Annotated in this window: 22 protein-coding genes; all 22 read left to right on the top strand. The window is 29.6% G+C overall.

Annotated elements, in window-relative coordinates; translation table 11 throughout:
* On the top strand, positions 1-245 hold a 245-nt coding region (locus VB798_RS18580; protein WP_323261083.1), incomplete at its 5' end, for a hypothetical protein.
* Positions 246-278: 33 nt separating this feature from the next.
* Complete coding sequence (locus VB798_RS18575) at positions 279-944, top strand: acylneuraminate cytidylyltransferase family protein (RefSeq protein ID WP_323261081.1); 666 nt, start codon at positions 279-281, stop codon at positions 942-944.
* A 12-nt stretch (positions 945-956) separates the two neighbouring features.
* Positions 957-1,637, top strand: coding sequence for an inositol monophosphatase family protein (locus VB798_RS18570; RefSeq protein ID WP_323261079.1), 681 nt, complete (start codon positions 957-959; stop codon positions 1,635-1,637).
* Entirely contained in the window at positions 1,582-3,153 is a 1,572-nt protein-coding gene (locus VB798_RS18565) for an N-acetylneuraminate synthase family protein (protein ID WP_323261077.1), read from the top strand. Before VB798_RS18570 ends, VB798_RS18565 begins: the two co-directional genes overlap by 56 nt.
* 191 nt (positions 3,154-3,344) lie before the next feature.
* Positions 3,345-4,907 (top strand): sialidase family protein, encoded by a 1,563-nt coding sequence (locus tag VB798_RS18560; protein WP_323261075.1) that lies wholly within the window; start codon positions 3,345-3,347, stop codon positions 4,905-4,907.
* A gap of 13 nt (positions 4,908-4,920) precedes the next feature.
* Complete coding sequence (locus VB798_RS18555; RefSeq protein ID WP_323261073.1) at positions 4,921-6,192, top strand: hypothetical protein; 1,272 nt, start codon at positions 4,921-4,923, stop codon at positions 6,190-6,192.
* 6 nt (positions 6,193-6,198) lie between these two features.
* Complete coding sequence (locus VB798_RS18550; RefSeq protein WP_323261071.1) at positions 6,199-7,719, top strand: lipopolysaccharide biosynthesis protein; 1,521 nt, start codon at positions 6,199-6,201, stop codon at positions 7,717-7,719.
* The gene (locus VB798_RS18545; protein ID WP_323261069.1) at positions 7,706-8,803 is read left to right on the top strand and encodes a glycosyltransferase WbsX family protein; all 1,098 of its coding nucleotides are present in this window, start codon (positions 7,706-7,708) and stop codon (positions 8,801-8,803) included. The genes VB798_RS18550 and VB798_RS18545 overlap by 14 nt, the downstream gene beginning before the upstream one ends.
* Before the next feature lie 27 nt (positions 8,804-8,830).
* Positions 8,831-10,186 carry an O-antigen ligase family protein gene (locus VB798_RS18540; RefSeq protein WP_323261067.1) on the top strand — a complete coding sequence of 452 codons (1,356 nt, stop codon included), beginning with the start codon at positions 8,831-8,833 and terminating at the stop codon, positions 10,184-10,186.
* 25 nt (positions 10,187-10,211) lie between these two features.
* Positions 10,212-11,180 carry a glycosyltransferase family 2 protein gene (locus VB798_RS18535; RefSeq protein ID WP_323261065.1) on the top strand — a complete coding sequence of 323 codons (969 nt, stop codon included), beginning with the start codon at positions 10,212-10,214 and terminating at the stop codon, positions 11,178-11,180.
* Positions 11,177-12,202 (top strand): GHMP family kinase ATP-binding protein, encoded by a 1,026-nt coding sequence (locus VB798_RS18530; RefSeq protein ID WP_323261063.1) that lies wholly within the window; start codon positions 11,177-11,179, stop codon positions 12,200-12,202. Before VB798_RS18535 ends, VB798_RS18530 begins: the two co-directional genes overlap by 4 nt.
* Before the next feature lie 25 nt (positions 12,203-12,227).
* Positions 12,228-12,824: a D-sedoheptulose 7-phosphate isomerase gene (gene gmhA2 / locus VB798_RS18525; RefSeq protein ID WP_323261061.1), complete on the top strand. Its 597-nt coding sequence runs from the start codon at positions 12,228-12,230 to the stop codon at positions 12,822-12,824.
* The gene (locus VB798_RS18520; RefSeq protein ID WP_323261059.1) at positions 12,825-13,514 is read left to right on the top strand and encodes a nucleotidyltransferase family protein; all 690 of its coding nucleotides are present in this window, start codon (positions 12,825-12,827) and stop codon (positions 13,512-13,514) included.
* Positions 13,515-13,528: 14 nt separating this feature from the next.
* Positions 13,529-13,972, top strand: a complete 444-nt coding sequence (locus VB798_RS18515; RefSeq protein ID WP_323261058.1) for a D-glycero-alpha-D-manno-heptose-1,7-bisphosphate 7-phosphatase — start codon at positions 13,529-13,531, stop codon at positions 13,970-13,972.
* The gene (locus VB798_RS18510) at positions 13,969-15,072 is read left to right on the top strand and encodes a glycosyltransferase (protein ID WP_323261056.1); all 1,104 of its coding nucleotides are present in this window, start codon (positions 13,969-13,971) and stop codon (positions 15,070-15,072) included. The genes VB798_RS18515 and VB798_RS18510 overlap by 4 nt, the downstream gene beginning before the upstream one ends.
* Positions 15,073-15,102: 30 nt before the next feature.
* Positions 15,103-15,999, top strand: coding sequence for a glycosyltransferase family 2 protein (locus VB798_RS18505; protein WP_323261055.1), 897 nt, complete (start codon positions 15,103-15,105; stop codon positions 15,997-15,999).
* Between the two features lie 17 nt (positions 16,000-16,016).
* On the top strand, positions 16,017-16,766 hold the full coding sequence (locus VB798_RS18500) for a WecB/TagA/CpsF family glycosyltransferase (RefSeq protein WP_323261053.1): 750 nt from the start codon (positions 16,017-16,019) through the stop codon (positions 16,764-16,766).
* 8 nt (positions 16,767-16,774) lie between these two features.
* Positions 16,775-17,716, top strand: a complete 942-nt coding sequence (fcl, locus tag VB798_RS18495) for a GDP-L-fucose synthase (RefSeq protein ID WP_323261051.1) — start codon at positions 16,775-16,777, stop codon at positions 17,714-17,716.
* A gap of 126 nt (positions 17,717-17,842) precedes the next feature.
* Positions 17,843-18,907: a GDP-mannose 4,6-dehydratase gene (gene gmd, locus VB798_RS18490; RefSeq protein WP_323261048.1), complete on the top strand. Its 1,065-nt coding sequence runs from the start codon at positions 17,843-17,845 to the stop codon at positions 18,905-18,907.
* A 64-nt stretch (positions 18,908-18,971) separates the two neighbouring features.
* The gene (gene rfbB, locus VB798_RS18485; RefSeq protein WP_323261046.1) at positions 18,972-20,030 is read left to right on the top strand and encodes a dTDP-glucose 4,6-dehydratase; all 1,059 of its coding nucleotides are present in this window, start codon (positions 18,972-18,974) and stop codon (positions 20,028-20,030) included.
* Positions 20,031-20,041: 11 nt separating this feature from the next.
* Positions 20,042-20,905 carry a glucose-1-phosphate thymidylyltransferase RfbA gene (gene rfbA / locus VB798_RS18480; RefSeq protein ID WP_323261044.1) on the top strand — a complete coding sequence of 288 codons (864 nt, stop codon included), beginning with the start codon at positions 20,042-20,044 and terminating at the stop codon, positions 20,903-20,905.
* A gap of 40 nt (positions 20,906-20,945) precedes the next feature.
* Positions 20,946-21,479: a dTDP-4-dehydrorhamnose 3,5-epimerase gene (gene rfbC / locus VB798_RS18475; RefSeq protein ID WP_323261043.1), complete on the top strand. Its 534-nt coding sequence runs from the start codon at positions 20,946-20,948 to the stop codon at positions 21,477-21,479.
* Positions 21,480-21,484 lie beyond the last annotated feature (5 nt).

Here is a 21,484-nt window from a genome sequence, read left to right as displayed (position 1 = left end):
ATGCTGTATTCTATTTAATGAGATATGAACATACTCCTAAATCTTATTTGAGAGTTTTAAAAGACTTTAAAGAAAGAAATAAATTCAAATCTTTAAATATTATTTTTAATGGAGTTGACGATCGTAATTCTAAAGAATATGGTTATGGGTATGGTTATGGGTATGGATATGGATATGGTTATGCTTATGGTCAGAATGAGAAGAAAAAAAGTTTTTTTTCAAATCTGTTAAAAAAACTAGGATAAGTGATTCATTTTTAAGCTTGTTAAAATTATTTCATGAAAATAACTGCAGTAATACCAATTAGAAAAGGATCGGAAAGAGTAAAAGATAAGAATGTCAAACCATTTGGGGATACATCTTTACTTGAATTTAAAATAAATGCGCTAAAAAAGGTCAAGGAAATTGATGAAATAATAGTGAATACTGACTCAGAGGTAGCTATTGAAGTTGCAATTAAAAATGGTGTAGGTTTTCATCAAAGAGAACCATACTATGCTTCATCTGAATGTTCTGCAAATGATTATTTTTGGTATTTAGGAGAGCATACAGATTGTGATATAGTTGCCTATACACCAGTTACTTCTCCCTTTATTAAACCAGAGACTTTTAGTAAATGTATTAATCAATTCGACGATGCTTTAAATAGAAGTATTGTTACTGCTAGCATAGTTAAAGAGTTTTTATGGAGAGGAGACAAACCATTAAATTTTTCTCTTGATAAGCATCCTAAAAGTCAAGAATTGACAGATGTACAAGCTATAAATTTCGGACTATGTTTACTTCGGAAAGAAACGCTTGTAAAATATAGGACAATTATTGGACCTAATCCACAAATTTTCACTGTTTCGCATGTAGAAGGTTTAGATATTGATACACCTCTTGATTTTTTTATAGCTGAACAGGTTTATCATAAAATGAAGGAAGATTCAACGTTATTTTAAAACAAGCTTATTATGTCTATATGTAGTTTAATAGTAAATGAAATCAACCTTTTTTTACCTGAGATTTTATCTAAAAGGAATACAAGAATCTTAAAGGAGGATGATAGCTATGTTACTGAGGGAGATATTCTTTGTGAGAAAATAGTTAAAGATTTTATTAGAGAAAAGTTTCCTGATTACTTTTTGGTATCTGAAGAATCTCCAGAAGAAAACGTAATTAATTCTAAAAAAGATAAGGTAATCATTTTAGATCCAATTGATGGTACTGAGAATTTTACATCAGGATTAAAGGAGTGGGGAGTTGCAATTTGTGTTTATGAAAATGGTGTTCATAATGAATCAATGTTAGCTCTTCCAGAATTAAATTGCTATCTCAAGACAGGAGATATTTTTGAGAAATTTGAATCAAGAATATGTGGAATATCTTCTAGTCTAACCAAGGAAGATATTTTAAAACTAGAACCAGGTTTTGAATATAGAATTATCGGTTGTGCAGTATATAATATGTATAATGTAGTTACTGGTTCATTTTTTAGTTTTGAAAACCCTAAAGGTGCAAAAGTTTGGGATATTATACCAGGGTTAAATTTAGCTTTAGAGAATGGATTATCAGTAACAGTAAATAACACACAATATCATGGAGAACTTCTTGAACCAAATCAGAAATATATTTTCAAAATCCAAAACAGATAGAGTATATATACTCGGAAAAGGAGCAAGTTTAAGGAAAATTGCTAAATCTCAATTGGAAAATGGTGTTGTCATTAATATCAATGATTCAGAACGGTTTTATGCAGGTGATATAGCATTGGTTCATAGTTTATGGGCATATCAAAGTATTAAAGAGAACGGTTTTAAGGCTTCTTTGTATATCTCGGACAAACAGATGCCAGAGTCGGTTAATAGTCTTCAAGTTTCATATTTCCCAGATACTTATGAAACAACAGAAAGCTATTTGTTTTCAGCACATGGGGATGAACTTTTTATATCAGATTTTTTATTCTTGTCAGCTATTAGATTAGGAATCGTAATGGCTAAGGAGCTAAATAAAAAGCTTGATATATACTTTTTGGGTTTTGATTTTGGGTCTGATTCAAATACAACACTAATAGAAGACTATTCTGGTCATAGTCAACAGTTCAGGGATGCTGTTCTTCGTACTCAAGAGGATACTTTTGTTAGAATTAAATCATATATAGAAACAGAAGTTCCTTCAATTAATATACTTCATGTTGGACGTAAGCCATATAGTGATATATCTATTGGTTTATTTAATCAAGGTAATTTCACAGATTTTGCTGAGCACAAAAGTAATAATGATTTGTATCTAGGAGTAAAAGAAAAAATATTTGCTGGGATACCAATGGTCGTTGCTGAATTAACTAATAATCATATAGGTGATGAAAAGAGATTACGCACTATGATTAGAATGGCAAAAGATGAAGGTGCTGATATTATTAAAGTTCAAAGGAGAGATGTAGATTCATTCTATAGTGAGGCAGAGCTTTCTAAACCATACAAGTCTCCTTTCGGAAATACATTAGGGCATTATCGGAGATCAGTCGAACTTACAGATGATTTGTTTAAGGTATTGATAGATGAATGTAGAAAGAATGAGATTTTTTGGTTTACATCTGTTTTAGACAAAAACTCTTATGAGTATATTTTACAATACAATTTACCACTTATCAAACTTCCAAGTACAATTTCTAATCATAGAAATTATTTGAAATATGTTGCAGATACTTTTGACGGTGATATTGTTGTATCAACAGGTTTTACGGATAAAGAATATGAAGAATTTGTATTAAATGAATTTACTACGAATAATAGATTACTTTATTTGTTACAATGTACTTCCTCTTATCCAGCACCACCTGATGCTTGTAATATTGCCGTTATTCGTCATTATAACGAAATAAGACACGAGCGTTTTCCAAATATTATTCCAGGATACTCAAGTCATGATGTAGGAGCATTGGCTTCACAAATGGCAATTAGTGCTGGAGCATTAATGATTGAGAAACATGTTAAATTAGGAAATTTAGATTGGGTACATTTTGATAGTGTTGCACTAGATATTTCCAAGGGTGAACTAAGGCAATTTGTTGAGGATGTTAAAAAAGCAACTATTATTTGTGGAGAAAAAGAGAAGAAAGTACATGCAAAAGAACATCATAAATATATTCCTAATGAAAAGAGCAACTAGTATATTTTAAACATATACTAGTTCAATTGTAAATTTAATAAAATAAAAAATTAGAACAATTATCATAATAAGTTATTTACTAATTAGTAAGTATTTCATATCTACTTATTTTTAAATTTTCGAATAAATCTACACATCCGATATTTAATATAAATTGTTGACTGCTTAAAAAAGAACCACTAAAAACTGTTATGAAATTAATACTTTTTCCATTTTTTTTTCTATTTGCATGTGCTTGTAGAGATGTTAATCCTCCAATAGATTCACTTTTTGGAATAAATAGTGTAAAGTCATATTCTAATTTTCAAACTATAAAAACAATTCAAAATGCAAAAGTTGGAGCAACAGTTTTTGATTTAGATAATTTAGTTTTTCGGATGTATGATGGTAATTTTTGGAATGAGTTGAAATATAACTTTGACAGGAAAAATGTTTTCATAAAACTAATATCGGACTTAAATCTTACTAAACCTGATTTTGGGAACCAAATTGGTCTAATTAATAATGAATGGTATATTGCTGTAATATCAGGTAATAATAGGTACACTTGGATAAGATTACCCCAAAATGATTTTATTAAGAAAGCAATTGTTAAAGGCGATTCTTTAAATAATATAAGATTGGTGATATCTAATACTGACAAAGAAAAATTTGCTCACGATTCAAAAGTCTTTGTTAAAGATGATAAAATATATGTTGTTTATTATTGTAATGATGCTATTAACTATGAGGGTGACAAAGAACAAAAGTTGAGGTTGTGTGTAATCAATCAAAAAGATTTATCATCAAGAAAATATTTTGATATATGTGAACCTAATAAGCAATATAAGAACTTTAGATCTTTTTTTGAACCAATTTATACTGCTAATTATTCATTTACAAAAGAAGGTAAAATAAGATTTTTCTTTCGAGTAACGATATTGTCAAAACAGACTTACTGTTACAGAGATTTTGATCCTAAAACAGAATTATTTTCTGAACCTCAAGTATCTGGACTTAGATTAACAGTAAACACACCTAAAGTAGAATTTAATATTGATAATATATTAGAATACCTTAAAGGAAAAATGAAAATAGATTTTGGGCCAGAAAAAAACTCTATGTTTCTTACAAGTGAACCTAAAATATATAATAATAAAACTTATTATTGTTTAACAATTGGGCACTTCTCTTCAAGTAAAGAACATAGTTTTGGAACATCAGTATTACTAAAAATAGATGAACTTAGTGATACTTTTGAAATTATCGGTTTTATAGATTTAACTAAAATGCCTTCACAATTTTCTAAGCAATTTGTTGAAACTGCATTTGAGTTTTACAATGGAGAATTAATATTTATTGGTAGGAATGATATTTCAGGATTATTATTCAGTAAGAGTATTGATGGGGGGATATCATTTTCTTCTCCCATTTCTATTAATGAAGAATATGGATATAGAACACAAAATGCTAAACCTCTATTATACAAAACAATGGATAATAGGTTAGCTATGATTTGGAATATTGATGACCCAATAATAAACTCTATGAATAGAATTGTTTATGGTAGAAATGTAATGCATATAAGAATATGTTCAGGAAATGATTTATTCAAAAACTCTTTAAATACTATTATTAAAAGTACATCATGGTGTCATTACCCATCTATTTTTTATAATCAAGGTAGATATTATCTGACAATTACAGGAGATTATAGGTTAAAAACAAAAGAGAATGTTGGAGATATATCTCTAGCAATTTTTAATCTTAATTAACACAACTCAAAAAATGTCACCATTAAAATCATTTGATAGATATTGTGAATTAAAGAAAGAGCTTTCCTTAGAAATAGAGGGGTTTGATTATAGTATCCTATTGTCAACAGATCTTATTAAATTGACTTATAGAATGTATGATAATGATTACTTTAGTTTAAAGAAAATAGTTCGGCAATTGTTTAAGATTCCCAATCTTAAAGAAATTAAAAAAGCATTTCTTTTGAAAAATAGTCTGATTACAGTTAGTGCAAATAGGAGTGATTATAACGAATTAATTAATGAGATTAGAACGTTTGTAAATGATTCTGATTTTATACCATTATATAAAATTGCAGATAGACTATATTATAATTTCAATTTGTTAATAACTTTTAAAGTTTTTTTTTATTTTTTATTTTCTTATAGTAAAGAATTTAATATTAAAGAACGAGTTTATTTAGCATCAAGAGCATTATTTTATAGAAATGTACTTAAATCTTTAAGTGAATTATTTTTAGATTTTGATACTACAGATAAAAAATATATAGCATTTAATAGCTCTTTTGATAATGAGTGCTTATTAACAGAGTTTTTTAATTCAATTGGAATTAAAACGTATCAGCTTTCTCATGGTCTTTCTTATATTGATTATAAATTGTTTAAGCCGTTTGACTGTATAACGGCAGAGAATATTAGAGCAAAGACTGTCCTAGTGTGGGGAGAGTCAAGTAAAAAAGATTTAATACTTAATTATAGTTTTTCTGATTTAAGAATCATTGTAGCTGGAAATCCAAAATACTCCTTAAAAAAAATAACAGTAAAGCAAACATTTAAATGTTGTGCAGTCTTTTTAGCTAGAGATATTTATCAAGATGGTAATATAATGCTCATAAATATTTTAGGTAAGCTGGCTATTGATTTAGGAATTGAATTTCATATTAAACTTCATCCATTGTCTAATAAAGAAATTCTTTCAGAAGCTATCTCTGTAAATAGGCTTGCTTTCATACCTATTGATTATACCATAAAAGAAATTTTAGAGGATAATCAATATGATTTTGCTATTTGTTATAACACTACTGTTTATTTTGAAGCAATGTATTATGGATTAATACCATTTAGATTTGGATATATGGAAAATGAAAATTTCAAAGGGTTGGATGATATTTTTGTAAGCCAATTAGAATTACAAAATCTCATGTCATTATTTCAAACTAAGAGTCATTCTGAATTAAATAAATCAATTGAAACTATTTTAGTTCAAAATCTTGGAATGGGAATCAATAACTATCATAAAATTTAATTATAAATGAGTAAATCTAAAAATATTTTTGGTGGTTTCTTTTGGAGTTTACTAGGTAATATCCTAAATGCTATTTATGGTTTTTTTTCAGTTCCAATATTACTAGTTTATTTTGGGAAAACCGATTATGGTATAATTGGTTTAGCAATGTCAATAAATATTTATCTTAGGTTAATGGATATGGGACTTGCTTCAGGTAATGTGAAGTTTTTTTCTTCATCAATTGTCAAGCAGGATAATAATATAATTTCGAAACTATTTCAATCTAGTTTAGTCCTTTATGGTATAATTGGAATTATTAATGTTATAACAATTTTTATTATAAGTTTTTTTGTAAAGGATTTATTTCAAATAAGTGCATTTCAAGCACAAACATTAAAGTATCTATTATATGTAGTAATGTTTACTTCATTGGTAAGTTGGATTTCAAGTGCTTTTGAACAATATATTAGAGCAAATGAACTTGTTGGATGGCATCAAAAAATTATGATTATTCCCAAGCTTTTACAAGTTTTAATAATAGTAATAACAATTCAATTTAACTTATCGCTAATCCTTTTTTTTACTCTACAAACTATTTGTTCTATTATTGTTTTTCCAATATTTGTTTATAAAGTAAGGACTATAAATCCTTCTTTAAAAATTAGATTTATTTATTTTCATGATGTTTTTAAAAATGTATTATTATATAGTTTAAGCATTTTTTCTTTCAGTATATTTCAAATATCTGCTAATTATTTTAGACCTATTATTCTAGGGATAAAGTTAGGGGTTGATTCAATTGCGGATTATAGAATAATTGAAGGATTTGCAAACCTTGTAATGATGTTGGGAGTTAGTTTTGTTGGAGTTATATTGCCAACTGCTACTAAAGTTGTAAGTGCAGGTGATTATGAGAAAGAACTTAAAATTGCCTTCGATGGTACAAAATTTATTACTATTTTTTTATGTTTAATTGTGACAGGATTTATACTTGTTTCAAATGAGCTGTTGGATATATACGTGGGGTCTAAATATAGTTATCTATGTATCTGGCTTAATTTATGGGTGTTTTCTTTACTTGGATCACATAATTCTGCTTTATCAAGTTTAGTTTTAGCTTCAGACAATTTGAAACCTATTGTTTATATTTCAGGATTCTCGACAATATTTTCTCTTTGTTTAGCTTGGTTTTTTGTACCATATATAGGTTTAGGTGCGGTAATAATTTCATATTTAGTTTATGTGATTTTACAATTGTCGTTTTACTATGTTTATTACTATAGAAAAGTTATGGGCTATGATTCAAAGAAGTTATTTTTAAAAAGCTTTTTCATTCCTGCTTTAAAAATATTTTCAATTTTTTTATTAATATATACACTCAAATCCTTTTTCCAAGTGTCTAATTCGTACGTTACTATTGTATTTTGGGAAATTATTTACGTTGTTATGGTTTTTCCAGTAATATACTATTTTGTTATTAACGTCGATGAACGTAGTTTTTTGTTAAATTTAATAATCAATAAGAAAAAAAATGAAAGAGATTAAAGGAATTGCGATTTATTTGCCTCAGTATCACCCAATTAAAGAAAATGATAAGTGGTGGGGAAATGGGTTCACAGAATGGAGAAATGTAGTTAAAGGAAAAGTGATTATTAAAGGTCAATATCAACCACATTTACCATTAGATTTAGGCTACTATGATTTAAGATTACCAGAAATAAGAGAAGCTCAAGCTGAATTAGCTAAAAATTCAAGTATTCATGGATTCTGTTATTATCATTATTGGTTTAAAGGCAAAAGATTATTGGATTTACCTATAAATAATGTATTAGAGTCAAAAAAACCAGATTTCCCATTTTGTTTATGCTGGGCAAATGAGAACTGGTCAAGAAATTGGGATGGAAGAAGTAAAAATATGCTATTAGAACAAGCATATAACGAAGAAGATGACTTGGCACACATCCAATTTTTGTGTAAGGAAGTTTTTACAGATTCTAGATATATAAAAGTTGATGGGAAGCCATTATTTGTAGTGTATAGGCCTGAACTTTTTCCTGATTTTAAGAAGACTGCTAACATATGGAGAAACGAAGCTAAAAAATTGGGTTTCCCAGATTTATATTTAGGGTTCTTTTGGACATTTGAAAGTAACATACATCCTGATAAATTTGGATTAGATTTTGCAGCGCAATTCCCACCTAATAAATATGAGATAAAAAGAAAGATTTCATTGCTAGGAAGAGTTTTAGTAAAATTAGGTATGGGGATTACTCTGAGACAGAAATATCAAATATATGAGTACAAGCAACTTGTAAAATACTCAGAGAACTTTGAATATAATAAGGATTTTACATTATTTCCAGGAATAACACCAATGTGGGATAATTATGTTAGAAGAAGAAATGGGGGCGGACGAATTTTTTTAAATTCAACTCCTGAATTATACAAAAAATGGCTTAATGATATTTGTAAAAGATGGAATCCCAAATCAAGTTCTGAAAACTTTCTTTTTATTAATGCTTGGAATGAGTGGGCTGAAGGAAATCATCTGGAACCCTGTGAAAAATGGGGGCATCAGTATTTAGATGCTACAAGAGAAGTTTTAAGTAAATATAAATCGAACGAGTAACGGCTTAACTTAATTGGAATTGATAAGATGAATCAAACATTGTTATTAGTTTGTTTTTTATTTATTGGAGTATTAATTATATTATCTAAGCCTGAAAATAAGATATTTTGGCTTTTTATAGGCTATTTTATGGTCCCACCTGGCGTAGTAATTTTTGATAGATCTATCTATTTATTTTTTACGCTTTGTTTACTATCTACATTATTATCAAAAGGAACGAGAGAGTTTGATTATAGAAATATACCTATAAAAAGAGCTTTAATTCTTTTTATAGGTGGAACAATGCTTATTGGATTTTTTGATTCAAGATTAGGATTATATCAAAAAATATCTAGACCAATGCTTGTTTTATTTGAAAGTGCCTTTACGATTTTTATAGTTTTTTTTGCTTTAAGGAATAAAATAAATTTTAATAATCTTTTAGATAAATTTTACTTAATAACATTTATTGCTTGTATATATGGATTATTTTGTAGAGTTACACACTCTAACCCATATATTGATATTATTTCTCAATCATTTCGACTTAGAAATATTTCGAAAGATTATATGACAGGACTTGATGGAAGATTTAGAATTAGTTCATTTACATTTCATCCATACTTTTACGGAATATTTCTAGTTTTTATTTTGTTTTTTGTTATTTATTCTGTAATCAATGAAAAAAAAATAATTAAGAAGTATATACTTTATTGTTTAATAGCTCTAATCCTTCTTAATATATTCTTAACAGATTCAAGAACTATTTTGTTAATCCTTGTTTTAGGAATATCAATTTTAATAGTGGTTTTGACTAATAAAAGGAATGTATATAAACTTTTTATAGCTATTCTTTTTCTTATTATAGCGCTTATTCAAATACCATTTATGGCTGATAAAGCTGATGCAATAGTTGACATTTTTTTGAGTGGAGGTACTAAAGTTGAAGGTAGTAATATAAATTTAAGAGAAGTTCAGTTTATTCTTTCATTAGGGTATTTTTACAAAAGCCCAATTTTTGGAAACGGTTTGAATTATATATATGAAAATATGGGTTTTGCTGTTGATGTATCAGATAGATTAACAGATTCTGACTTATATGCTTTTGAAAGCCATGTCTATATTCTTATGATTGAACAAGGAATTATTGGAATATTTATTTATTTACTACTTTTTATAAGTGTACTATTATACCACATTAAGTCTTATATTATTATCAAAGATAATTCAAGATATTTTGTATTAGTAAATATGATATTAGTTTTCTGCTATTTTATTTTTATAATAGCTACTGGTACGATTTCATCTTTTCAACTATTTTGTTTTTTTGTAGCATTTAGTTTAAGATTTCAAGTTAAAGCTAGGGCTAGGTATGAAAGTAGGAGTTTAATAAATAGGTTATAATCTTTGACTTGAAAAGTATATTAGAATGGATAATAGATTAAAATTTTCGATAGGTATTCCCGCATTCAAGGCAGAACATTTGAGGGATTGTATAGAAAGTATTCTTAATCAAGATTACACAAACTTTGAACTTATAATTGTAAATGATTTTTCTCCTCAGCCAATTGAGAAAATTGTTCTATCATATAATGATGAAAGAATAAAGTACTATAAAAATGACTTTAACATAGGAGCTGAAAATGTTGTTACTAATTGGAATAGATGTCTTGAAAAATCAACTTCAGATTATTTTGTTTTAATGGGAGATGATGATATTTTAGAGAAAAACTACCTTTCTGAATTTGATAAATTAATAAGAAGCTTCCCTAATTTAAATGTTTATCATTGTAGATCTTTAATAATAGATGAGAAGTCTCTTGGAATAGAACTAACACCTTCAAACCCTCAGTTTGAATCTGTATTAAATAATATTTGGCATAGGATAACAGAAAAGAGGATACAATTTTTATCAGACTTTGTATATAAAACTTCATTTTTAAAATTAAATGGAGGGTTTTATTTTTTACCTTTAGCTTGGGCTTCAGATGATATTACTTCTTATTTAGCAGCATCAATAAATGGTATTGCTCATACTGAAAAAGTTTTGTTTAGATATAGGAGGCATTCAAATAATATTTCATCAACAGGTAAAGTTGATCTGAAATTAAAAGCTATATCAATGGAATGTGATTGGATTTTAGATTTTGTATCAAAAAAAGATTTTACTAATAATGAAGATATGATTTTAAAAAAAAATATTCTTGCTACTTTACCAAAGTACAAAAAGAAGAAAATACTTTATACTTTATCTGAATCCTTATCTGGAAATTTTTTAAAAGGTGTTTTTAGATTAGGAGTGAGTTATAAAATTTATAAAATATCACTGGTGGAATTTTTGTTTATATGTTTTAATTATCTAAAGTCTTATCAATTAAAGAAAGGTCTAAAATTATGATTATTCGTTCGAAAGCTCCATTACGACTAGGACTTGCTGGGGGTGGTACAGATGTTTCACCATTTAGTGATTTATATGGTGGTTTGATTCTTAATGCGACAATAAATTTATATGCATTTTGCACAATTGAAGAGAATAATGATAAATCAATAATATTGTCTGCTCCTGATATCAATGTTGAGTTGATAATGCCTCTGTCATCATCTTTACTATTAAATGGAGAATTAGACTTAATTAAAGGAGTCTATAATCGTTTAGTAAGAGATTATAATCTAGAACTTAAATCATGTAAAATTACAACTTATTCCGATGCACCTCCTGGTAGTGGTTTAGGATCATCTTCAACTATGGTTGTTGCTATTATAAAAGCTTTTGTGGAATGGCATAGTCTTCCATTAGGAGAATATGATATTGCTAAACTAGCCTTTGAAATAGAACGTATAGATATAGGGTTAAGTGGAGGAAAGCAAGATCAATATGCTGCTGCTTTTGGAGGGTTTAATTTTATGGAGTTTTTTAAAGATGATAGAGTTATTGTAAATCCGTTGCGAGTAAAGCGTTGGATTATTGATGAGTTAGAAGCATCAATGATTTTGTATTATACAGGAGCTTCACGTTCATCTGCACAAATTATTGATGAACAGAAAAAAAATACTAAAGATGGCAATGTTTATGCAATAGATGCAATGCGCAGGATTAAAGAGAGTGCTATTGTGATGAAAGAAGCAATCTTGAAAGGAGATATACTAATGTACTCAAAAATACTTGGGGAATCATGGGAAAATAAAAAGAAAATGGCAAGCTCAATTTCAAACTCTGATATTGATAATATTTTTCGAATTGCAATAGAAGCTGGAGCAATTACTGGTAAAGTTTCTGGAGCGGGAGGTGGAGGGTTTATAATGTTTGTAGTAAATCCTACAAAGCGAGTAAATGTAATCAATGCTCTTAATAAACTAGAAGGGAAAGTTGTTAATTTCAATTTTAGTGAAGGGGGCTGTCATGGATGGAAGATAATTTAATAATAAAAAACAAAAAAGTAGAACTATGAATTTTAACCTTATAAAATCCCAAGTGAAAGAGTCTATCTCTGTAAAGCAAGCTTTATTAGAAGATAGTCAACAGATTGATTTAATAAATGAAGTAACCAGTATTATTACATCAGCATACAAATTAGGAAATAAAACATTATTGGCAGGTAATGGAGGTAGTGCTGCTGATGCTCAACATATTGCTGGAGAATTTGTTAGTAGATTTTATTTTGATAGACCAGGTTTAGCTTCAATAGCATTGACGACAGATACGTCGATTATTACTGCTATTGGAAATGATTATGGTTATGAAAAACTTTTTTCTCGTCAACTACAAGCATTAGGTAAATCAGGAGATGTCTTTATCGGAATTTCTACATCAGGGAATTCTCCTAATGTAATAAAAGCTTTTGAAACCTGTAAAGAATTAGGAATAATTACAGTAGGACTTACTGGTCAGAACGGAGGAAAAATGAAAGATATTTGTGATTATTGTATAAAAGTTCCTTCAAATGAAACTCCTAGAATCCAAGAGGTACATATTTTAATAGGTCATATTATTTGCTGTATAGTAGAGGAAGAAATTTTTGGAGAATATAAAACTGTTAAATAAATGGATGTAATTATACTTGCTGGAGGATTAGGAACGCGATTACGTGAAGTTATTCAAGATATACCAAAGCCAATGGCTCCAATAAGAGATGTTCCATTCTTAGAACATCTCTTAAATTGGGTTACTACAGTACCCATTGATAATATCATAATGGCCGTAGGGTATAAAAATGAAGTAATTAAATCACATTTTGGAGAAAACTTTAAGGGAATATCTATCAATTACTCAGTTGAAGATGCCCCTCTTGGTACAGGAGGGGCTATTGTTAAAGCTTTAAATTACGTCAAGTCGGAAGATGTATTAGTCCTAAATGGAGATTCTTATTTTCCAATTGACATTGTAAGCTTTATTAATGTTAGTAGACTTTATAAGTCTAACTTTTCTGTTGCTTTAAAAAAAATGTTTAGATTTGATAGATATGGAACTGTATTAATAGATAATGTGAGTCATAACATTATTCAATTTAATGAAAAAAAGTTTTGTGAGGAAGGTTTAATCAATAGTGGTATTTATTTAATAAAAAGAAATTTTTTGGAAGGAAAAATATTTCCTGAAAAATTTTCTTTTGAAACAGAGATTCTTGAGAAAGAAGCACAATTAGGAAACTTATCGGGGCAAATTTTTGAACAACCATTCATTGATATAGGTATTCCAGAAGATTATGCTAGAGCTGAATCCATTATTAATTAAAAATCTTAAACCTAATGAGAAAAGCGATTTTTTTAGACAGAGACGGAGTGATTAATGTTGATAAAAATTATGTATATCGCATTAGTGATTTTGAATTTAGGGTCTCAATTTTTGAAGTGTGTAAAAAGTATCAAGATGAGGGATATTTAATTTTTGTTATTACGAATCAAGCTGGTATTGCTCGTGGTTATTATACTGAAAATGATTTTAATCTTTTAACTGATTGGATGCTAAGTCAGTTTGAAGAAAGAGGGGTTTATATAACTAAAGTATATTTTTGTCCTCACCATCCTGAGTTTACGGGTGAATGTTCTTGCCGTAAACCAAATCCGGGTATGATATTAAAAGCCCAAGAGGAATTTAATCTTGATTTAGAAGAAAGCGTCTTGTTTGGAGATAAAGAAAGTGATTTGCAGGCTGGGAGAAATGCAGGAATTAAAACATTATACATGATATGAAAACTAAACTTTGTTATCTAACAGAATCAGGTTGGTGGGACACAGATTATACAATGTTGCCTTATTTGAAGGATTATTTTGACATTGAAGTGTATTTAGTTGCGGAACGTAATAAAGATAAGTTCAATTTAGAGGAAGTCAATTATTTGAGATCTTTAGGAATTAAAGTATGTATATGGAGACGAAAAGGCAGGATTAGAAATATATCAAATCTATTATTATTTATTAGGTTATTCTTTACTATCAGGAAGTCTAGTAATAAAGATACTAGATTATATTATGTCTATATGTTTGATCCGTACATAAATTTTATTTTTATTATTTTTGGTTTTTTTTTAAAAAAAATTGTTGCCATACACGACTATGAAAACCATGAAGGAATGGATGGTTTTTTACGAAATAAGTTAAAATCTATAATATTAAATTCGAATTCTATATTTCATTTTTATTCTCCATTAGAATATGATAAGTTCAAAAAGGAACATCCAATAAAAGTTGGTTTTTATTCTGAAATGCCATTAAAAGGTTATGGTCAACCAACAAGTTCTACGCATTTATTTAAAGGGGATGAGAAAAAGATTCGCCTCCTCTTTTTTGGTTATATTAGAAGTTACAAAGGGCTTGATATACTGTTAAAAGCATTACATGGAGTTGATAGTAGCCTTTATGAATTAACTATTGCAGGAGAGGCTGATAATTGGGATTTTTACAAGGAATATCTTTATGAAAACTTAAGTTTAAATCTGCATTTAGGTTTTGTTAGTAATGATCAAATAAAAGAATATTTTAGTAACGCTGATTTTCTTGTATTACCTTATAAGGATGCTACTCAAAGTGGACCACTTCTTGTAGCTATAAATTATAATTTACCTGTTATTGCAAGTAATCTTGAATGTTTTCAGCATCACATTTTAGATGGGATTGATGGATTCATTTTTGAAAAAAATAATTCTAACGACTTACGAACAACATTGCTAAAAGTATTTGATTTAAATGATACTGAATATAAAGAAATAAAGGAAAATCAAAGTAAGAGAAGAAGAAGATATTTAGAGAAAGAACAAATAATAGGTGAAACTTTTTTTAAATCAGTAATGTAGTCTTTTATTAAATTAAATTGGTTAAATCATATGAATGTCGATACTACTACATTTCCTAAAATTTCAGTTGTGGTTCCTTGTTATAATATGGAAAACTATATTATTTCAACAATGGAAAGTATTATTAATCAAAGATACCCTAATTTACAGATTATATTTGTTGATGGTGGTTCTACAGATGGAACAATTGAGAAATTATCCGAATATAGAAAATATATAGACACATTTATTTCTGAAAAAGACAATGGACAATATGATGCTATTAACAAGGGCTTTAGATTTGCTAATGGTGATATATTTTGTTGGCTTAATGCTGATGATGTTTACCACACTTGGACATTTAAAATGATAGCTGAAGTATTTAGAAAAAATAATACCATAGATTGGATATGTGGAATTCCTTCTTTTTTGACGGAAGATGGTTTTTTGAAAAAAAATTATAATCATGCTTCAGCAAAGTATAAATATGGAATTAGTAATGGTTGGTATAAAGAAGGTGGTTTTGGTTTTCTTCAACAGGAGTCAATGTTTTGGAGAAGAGGCTTGTGGGAAAAAGTAGGAGGGCTAAGTTTGGATTACAAGCTAGCAGCTGACTATGAACTATGGATTAAATTCTCAAAGTATGCTGAATTATGGACAATCAATTTGCCATTATCTTCTTTTAGACTCCGTGAAAGTAGTAGATCAATTGTGCTCAAAGAGAGATACATAAAAGAAGTTGATGAGATTTGCTCAAACTTAGAAAAACTTCCAATATTATACAGGCTATTTGGAAAATTTACTGAACTCAATTTTTTACTAAGATTACTTACATGGAAGAAAACTTTTATGATTTTTCAACGATTCAATTCAAATGAATGGGTTTATACTTCTAAATTTCGTTCAGTGTCAGGTTTGACAATTTCTGAATTATTTCTAGAAAAATAGAATGAACCTCAAATCTTATGAACAGACATAAACTATTAAGTATTACTATTTCATTAGGTAAATATCATGAATTTGTTTCAAGGATTGTCTCAATTGCTGAATTAAGACAATCAGCATATGTATGTGTTTCAAACGTACATATGTGTATTGAAGCTTATTACAACCCTATATTTGCAAACATAGTTAATAGTGCAGATATAATTACTCCAGATGGATTGCCATTAGTTAAATCACTTAAATGGCTTTATGGAATAGAACAAGACAGAGTTTCTGGCCCTGACTTGATGCCATCTTTATTGGAGAGTGCTTCTATAAAAAAATTAAATGTTTTTTTTTATGGTGCAACAGAAGAAGTTCTACTTGATTTAGTGTCTTTTTGTTCTTATAGATATCCATCTTTAAACATAGTAGGAGCAATTTCTCCACCGTTTAGAAATCTAACCGATATTGAGATACATGAACATATTAACAATATTAATAATGTAGAAACTAACATTTTATTTGTAGCACTAGGGTGTCCTAAACAAGAAAAGTGGATGAGCGCTATGAAAGGAAAAATCAATGCTGTAATGTTAGGAGTTGGTGGAGCATTTCCAATGTTGGTAGGTAAAGAAAAAAGGGCACCTTTATGGATGCAAAAATATATGCTTGAATGGTTTTATAGATTAATGCAAGACCCGAAGAGATTATTTAAGAGATATTTTATAACTAACACTGCATTTATATTTCTTATAGTAAAAGAAAAAATCTTAATTAAATTCAGATAATTATCGAAATGGAAAAACACTCCAAAATATATATAGCAGGTCATAGGGGTATGGTAGGTTCTGCTATTCTTAGAAAATTGCAAAAAGAAGGGTACAAAAATTTTGTATTAAAAACATCAAAAGAACTAGATTTAAGAAATCAAGAAGCAGTACTAGCTTTTTTCGCTGTAGAAAAGCCTGACTATGTTTTTTTAGCGGCGGCTAAAGTAGGAGGAATTGTTGCTAATAATACTTATAGAGCAGATTTCTTGTATGAAAATTTAGCTATTCAAAACAGCATTATTCATGCTTCTTACTTGAACGATGTGAAGAAGTTAATGTTTTTAGGTTCTTCTTGTATTTATCCAAAATTGGCTCCCCAGCCTTTAAAAGAAGAGTATTTATTGACAGGTTTATTAGAGCAAACCAATGAACCCTATGCCATTGCTAAAATTGCAGGAATTAAAATGTGTGAAGCTTATAGAGCGCAATATGGATGTGATTTTATCTCGGTGATGCCTACTAATTTGTATGGGCCTAATGATAACTATGATTTGCAAAATTCGCATGTATTACCTGCGATGATTCGTAAATTTCATGAGGCAAAAGAAAAAGGAGTTAAGGAGGTAATCTTATGGGGTTCTGGTTCTCCAATGAGAGAGTTTCTTCATGCCGATGATTTGGCGGCAGCTTGTATTTATTTGATGGATAATTATTCAGAAGCTGAATTGATAAATGTTGGTACTGGTGTAGATGTTACTATTAAAGAGTTAGCCAATACTGTTAAAGATATTGTAGGTTTTGAAGGAGAAATTATTTGGGATAGTAGCAAGCCTGACGGTACCCCAAGAAAATTAATGGATGTTTCAAAATTACATTCAAAAGGTTGGAAGCATACCATTGATTTATCAGATGGTATTACTTTAGCTTATCAAGATTTTCTTGATAATCATGCAAACTTAAGGTTATAAAAGATTAGTTTTATTTTATATATTATTATCTGAAAAACAAATACTTATCTTTAAAACTGAAATATAAATTAAATCTTTCTAATTAACACACTGATGATTTTATCAGTAAATTAATCAAAAATTAGTATGAAAAAAGCCCTTATTACTGGTATTACTGGACAAGATGGAGCCTATTTGGCAGAATTATTATTATCAAAAGGATATGAGGTACACGGTATCAAACGTCGTAGTTCATTAATCAATACTGCTCGTATTGACCATTTATATGAAGATTTACATGAAGATGGTGTCCGTTTTATTATGCATTATGGAGACCTTTCTGATTCAACTAATATCATTCGTATTATTCAAGAAGTACAACCAGATGAGATTTATAATTTAGGTGCCATGTCTCATGTGAAGGTATCCTTTGACGAACCTGAATACACTGCTCAAGTAGATGGTATTGGTACATTACGTATATTGGAGGCTGTTCGTTTATTGGGTTTGATTGAAAAGACAAAAATTTATCAAGCTTCTACTTCTGAATTGTATGGATTAGTACAAGAAGTGCCTCAGTCAGAAGCAACTCCTTTTTATCCACGCTCACCTTATGCAGTAGCTAAAATGTATGGATTCTGGATTACTGTTAACTACCGTGAAGCTTATAATATGTTTGCTGTGAATGGTATCTTATTTAATCACGAATCGCCACGTAGAGGTGAAACTTTTGTAACACGTAAGATTACAAGAGCAGTAGCTCAGATTGCTTTGGGACAACAAGAAAAATTATATCTTGGAAACTTAAATGCCGAACGTGACTGGGGACATGCAAAAGATTATGTTGAGGCGATGTGGTTAATCTTACAACAAGAAGTACCTGAAGATTATGTTATCGCTACAGGAGTAACAACAAGAGTACGTGAATTTGTGCGTATGGCATTTGCTGAAGTTGGTATTGAAGTAGCATTCTCTGGAGAAGGTGTGGATGAAGTAGGAACGATTGTGGCATGCTCTAACCCGTTATATCAAGTTCCAGTAGGTACAGTGGTAGTATCTGTTGATCCACGTTATTTCAGACCGACGGAAGTAGAATTATTGATTGGAGATCCAACTAAATCTAAAACTAAATTAGGATGGGAACCTAAATATGACTTACCTGCTCTGGTGAAGGATATGATGGAGGCTGATATTAAATTATTCACAAAGTAATTTTTTTATTAATAATAAACTATACTTGTGTGGGTAGTTTATTATTAAATATTAATTTAAACCTATGAAGAAACTATTAATCACAGGCGGAGCGGGCTTTATTGGCTCACATGTTGTCAGACTATTTGTTACAAAGTATCCCGATTATCAAATTTTCAATTTGGATAAATTGACTTATGCTGGAAATTTGGAGAATTTAAGAGATATTGAAAATCAACCTAATTATACTTTTGTAAAAGGCGATATTGTTGATGCTAGTTTTATCGACGCTTTATTTGCTGAACATCAGTTTGATGGGGTTATTCACTTAGCTGCTGAATCTCATGTTGACCGCTCTATCTCTGAACCAATGGCTTTTGTCATGACCAATGTTGTAGGTACTTGTAATTTATTGAACGCTGCTAAAAATACTTGGAAAGCCTCTGGATATGAAGGAAAGCGTTTTTATCATGTTTCTACGGATGAGGTTTATGGAGAGTTACACAATCCAGAAGATTTCTTTACAGAAACAACTCCTTATGACCCTCGTTCTCCTTACTCTGCTTCAAAGGCTTCTTCTGACCACTTTGTAAGAGCTTATGGTAATACTTATAAATTGCCAGTTGTTATTACGAACTGCTCTAATAATTACGGGCCAAATCATTTTCCTGAGAAATTATTGCCATTGATGATTCACAATATCTTGAACAATAAACCATTACCTGTTTATGGAAAAGGTGAAAATGTAAGAGATTGGTTGTTTGTGGTTGACCATGCTAGAGCGATTGATACAGTTTTCCATAATGGAGTACTAGGCGAAACTTATAATATTGGAGGTTTTAACGAATGGAAAAATATAGACATCGTTATGTTGGTTTGTAAAACGATGGACAGTAAACTTGGAAGACCAGAAGGTACTTCTGAACAGTTAATTACTTATGTAACTGACCGTGCTGGACATGATTTAAGATACGCCATTGATGCTACAAAAATCATGAACGAATTAGGTTGGAAACCATCTTTACAATTTGAAGAGGGTCTCGAGAAAACCGTAGATTGGTTCTTGAACAACCAAGAATGGCTTGATAATGTTACTTCTGGAAATTATCAGAAATATTACGATTCAATGTACACAAACCGATAAACCAAGAAAAAATGAAAGGAATTATTCTAGCTGGTGGTTCGGGAACCCGTCTTCATCCACTAACCTTAGCAGTAAGTAAACAATTAATGCCTGTTTACGACAAACCAATGATTTACTATCCACTTTCAATTCTGATGTTGGCGGGCATTAAAGAAATCTTAATTATTTCAACTCCTCACGATTTACCACATTTCAAAAAGCTTTTGGGAGATGGTTCGCAAGTGGGTTGTAGATTTGAATATGCTGAACAACCTTTACCAAATGGATTAGCTCAGGCTTTTGTAATTGGAGAAGAGTTTATTGGTGATGATAAAGTTGCTTTGGTTTTAGGAGATAATATTTTTTATGGAAGTGGATTAAGTAAATTACTTCAATCTAACAACGACCCAGAAGGTGGTGTGGTATATGCTTACCAAGTCCATGATCCAGAAAGATATGGAGTAGTAGAATTTGATGAAGATTTCAATGTACTTTCAATTGAAGAAAAGCCAGTTGAACCAAAATCAAATTATGCAGTTCCAGGTTTGTATTTTTATGATAACTCAGTGGTTGAAATCGCTAAAAACATAGCACCTTCACCAAGAGGAGAATATGAAATCACAGACGTAAACAAAGAATACTTGAAACAAGGAAAACTAAAAGTTGGTGTATTGAATAGAGGAACAGCTTGGTTAGATACTGGAACTTTTGAATCATTGATGCAAGCTGGACAATTTGTACAAGTAATTGAAGAAAGACAAGGATTAAAAGTAGGTTGTATTGAAGAAGTAGCTTACAGAATGGGATTCATTGATGAAGAACAACTCAGAAAAGTAGCAGAACCACTGGTGAAAAGTGGATATGGTAAATATCTTTTGGGGTTGTTGAAAGCGTAATGTTTTAATAAAGCTGTAGCAACACACTAAATTTATCAAAATGAAAGTAACAGAAGCAAGTTTAAAAGACGTTTTGATTTTAGAACCTCCTGTGTTTGAAGATGCTAGGGGAGTGTTTTTTGAATCATTCAACAGCATTACATGGGCTAAACAAGGTTTGCCATCAGAATTTGTTCAAGACAATCAGTCTTTCTCTGTAAAGGGTGTCTTAAGAGGTTTGCATTTTCAGCAAGGAGAGTTTGCCCAAGGGAAACTTGTTAGAGTAATTACAGGAAGAGTACTGGATGTGGCAGTTGATATTAGACCTGATTCTCCAACTTTTGGGAAATGGGAGTTTTTTGAATTAGATGGAAAATCTAACAAGATGGTTTATATCCCAGTTGGTTTTGCTCATGGTTTTTTAGCTTTAGAAGATAGTATATTCTCTTACAAATGTACCGCAGGATATAATAAAGCATCTGAAGGTGGAATCATTTGGAATGACCCTGTTCTGAAGATTGAGTGGCCAGTTGAAAATCCTAATATATCTGATAAAGACTTGATATTGCCAACATTTGAATCATACTTTATTTAATTGAA

Source organism: Arcicella lustrica (genome assembly GCF_034930985.1).
In the GTDB taxonomy this organism is placed as follows: domain Bacteria; phylum Bacteroidota; class Bacteroidia; order Cytophagales; family Spirosomataceae; genus Arcicella; species Arcicella lustrica.
This window is presented reverse-complemented; position numbering and strand designations above follow the sequence as displayed.

Coding starts and splice junctions, on each gene's coding strand:
- VB798_RS18575 (WP_323261081.1), top strand. CDS start 279: ATGAAAATAACTGCAGTAATACCAATTAGAAAAGGATCGGAAAGAGTA.
- VB798_RS18570 (WP_323261079.1), top strand. CDS start 957: ATGTCTATATGTAGTTTAATAGTAAATGAAATCAACCTTTTTTTACCT.
- VB798_RS18565 (WP_323261077.1), top strand. CDS start 1,582: ATGGAGAACTTCTTGAACCAAATCAGAAATATATTTTCAAAATCCAAA.
- VB798_RS18560 (WP_323261075.1), top strand. CDS start 3,345: ATGAAATTAATACTTTTTCCATTTTTTTTTCTATTTGCATGTGCTTGT.
- VB798_RS18555 (WP_323261073.1), top strand. CDS start 4,921: ATGTCACCATTAAAATCATTTGATAGATATTGTGAATTAAAGAAAGAG.
- VB798_RS18550 (WP_323261071.1), top strand. CDS start 6,199: ATGAGTAAATCTAAAAATATTTTTGGTGGTTTCTTTTGGAGTTTACTA.
- VB798_RS18545 (WP_323261069.1), top strand. CDS start 7,706: ATGAAAGAGATTAAAGGAATTGCGATTTATTTGCCTCAGTATCACCCA.
- VB798_RS18540 (WP_323261067.1), top strand. CDS start 8,831: ATGAATCAAACATTGTTATTAGTTTGTTTTTTATTTATTGGAGTATTA.
- VB798_RS18535 (WP_323261065.1), top strand. CDS start 10,212: ATGGATAATAGATTAAAATTTTCGATAGGTATTCCCGCATTCAAGGCA.
- VB798_RS18530 (WP_323261063.1), top strand. CDS start 11,177: ATGATTATTCGTTCGAAAGCTCCATTACGACTAGGACTTGCTGGGGGT.
- gmhA2 (WP_323261061.1), top strand. CDS start 12,228: ATGAATTTTAACCTTATAAAATCCCAAGTGAAAGAGTCTATCTCTGTA.
- VB798_RS18520 (WP_323261059.1), top strand. CDS start 12,825: ATGGATGTAATTATACTTGCTGGAGGATTAGGAACGCGATTACGTGAA.
- VB798_RS18515 (WP_323261058.1), top strand. CDS start 13,529: ATGAGAAAAGCGATTTTTTTAGACAGAGACGGAGTGATTAATGTTGAT.
- VB798_RS18510 (WP_323261056.1), top strand. CDS start 13,969: ATGAAAACTAAACTTTGTTATCTAACAGAATCAGGTTGGTGGGACACA.
- VB798_RS18505 (WP_323261055.1), top strand. CDS start 15,103: ATGAATGTCGATACTACTACATTTCCTAAAATTTCAGTTGTGGTTCCT.
- VB798_RS18500 (WP_323261053.1), top strand. CDS start 16,017: ATGAACAGACATAAACTATTAAGTATTACTATTTCATTAGGTAAATAT.
- fcl (WP_323261051.1), top strand. CDS start 16,775: ATGGAAAAACACTCCAAAATATATATAGCAGGTCATAGGGGTATGGTA.
- gmd (WP_323261048.1), top strand. CDS start 17,843: ATGAAAAAAGCCCTTATTACTGGTATTACTGGACAAGATGGAGCCTAT.
- rfbB (WP_323261046.1), top strand. CDS start 18,972: ATGAAGAAACTATTAATCACAGGCGGAGCGGGCTTTATTGGCTCACAT.
- rfbA (WP_323261044.1), top strand. CDS start 20,042: ATGAAAGGAATTATTCTAGCTGGTGGTTCGGGAACCCGTCTTCATCCA.
- rfbC (WP_323261043.1), top strand. CDS start 20,946: ATGAAAGTAACAGAAGCAAGTTTAAAAGACGTTTTGATTTTAGAACCT.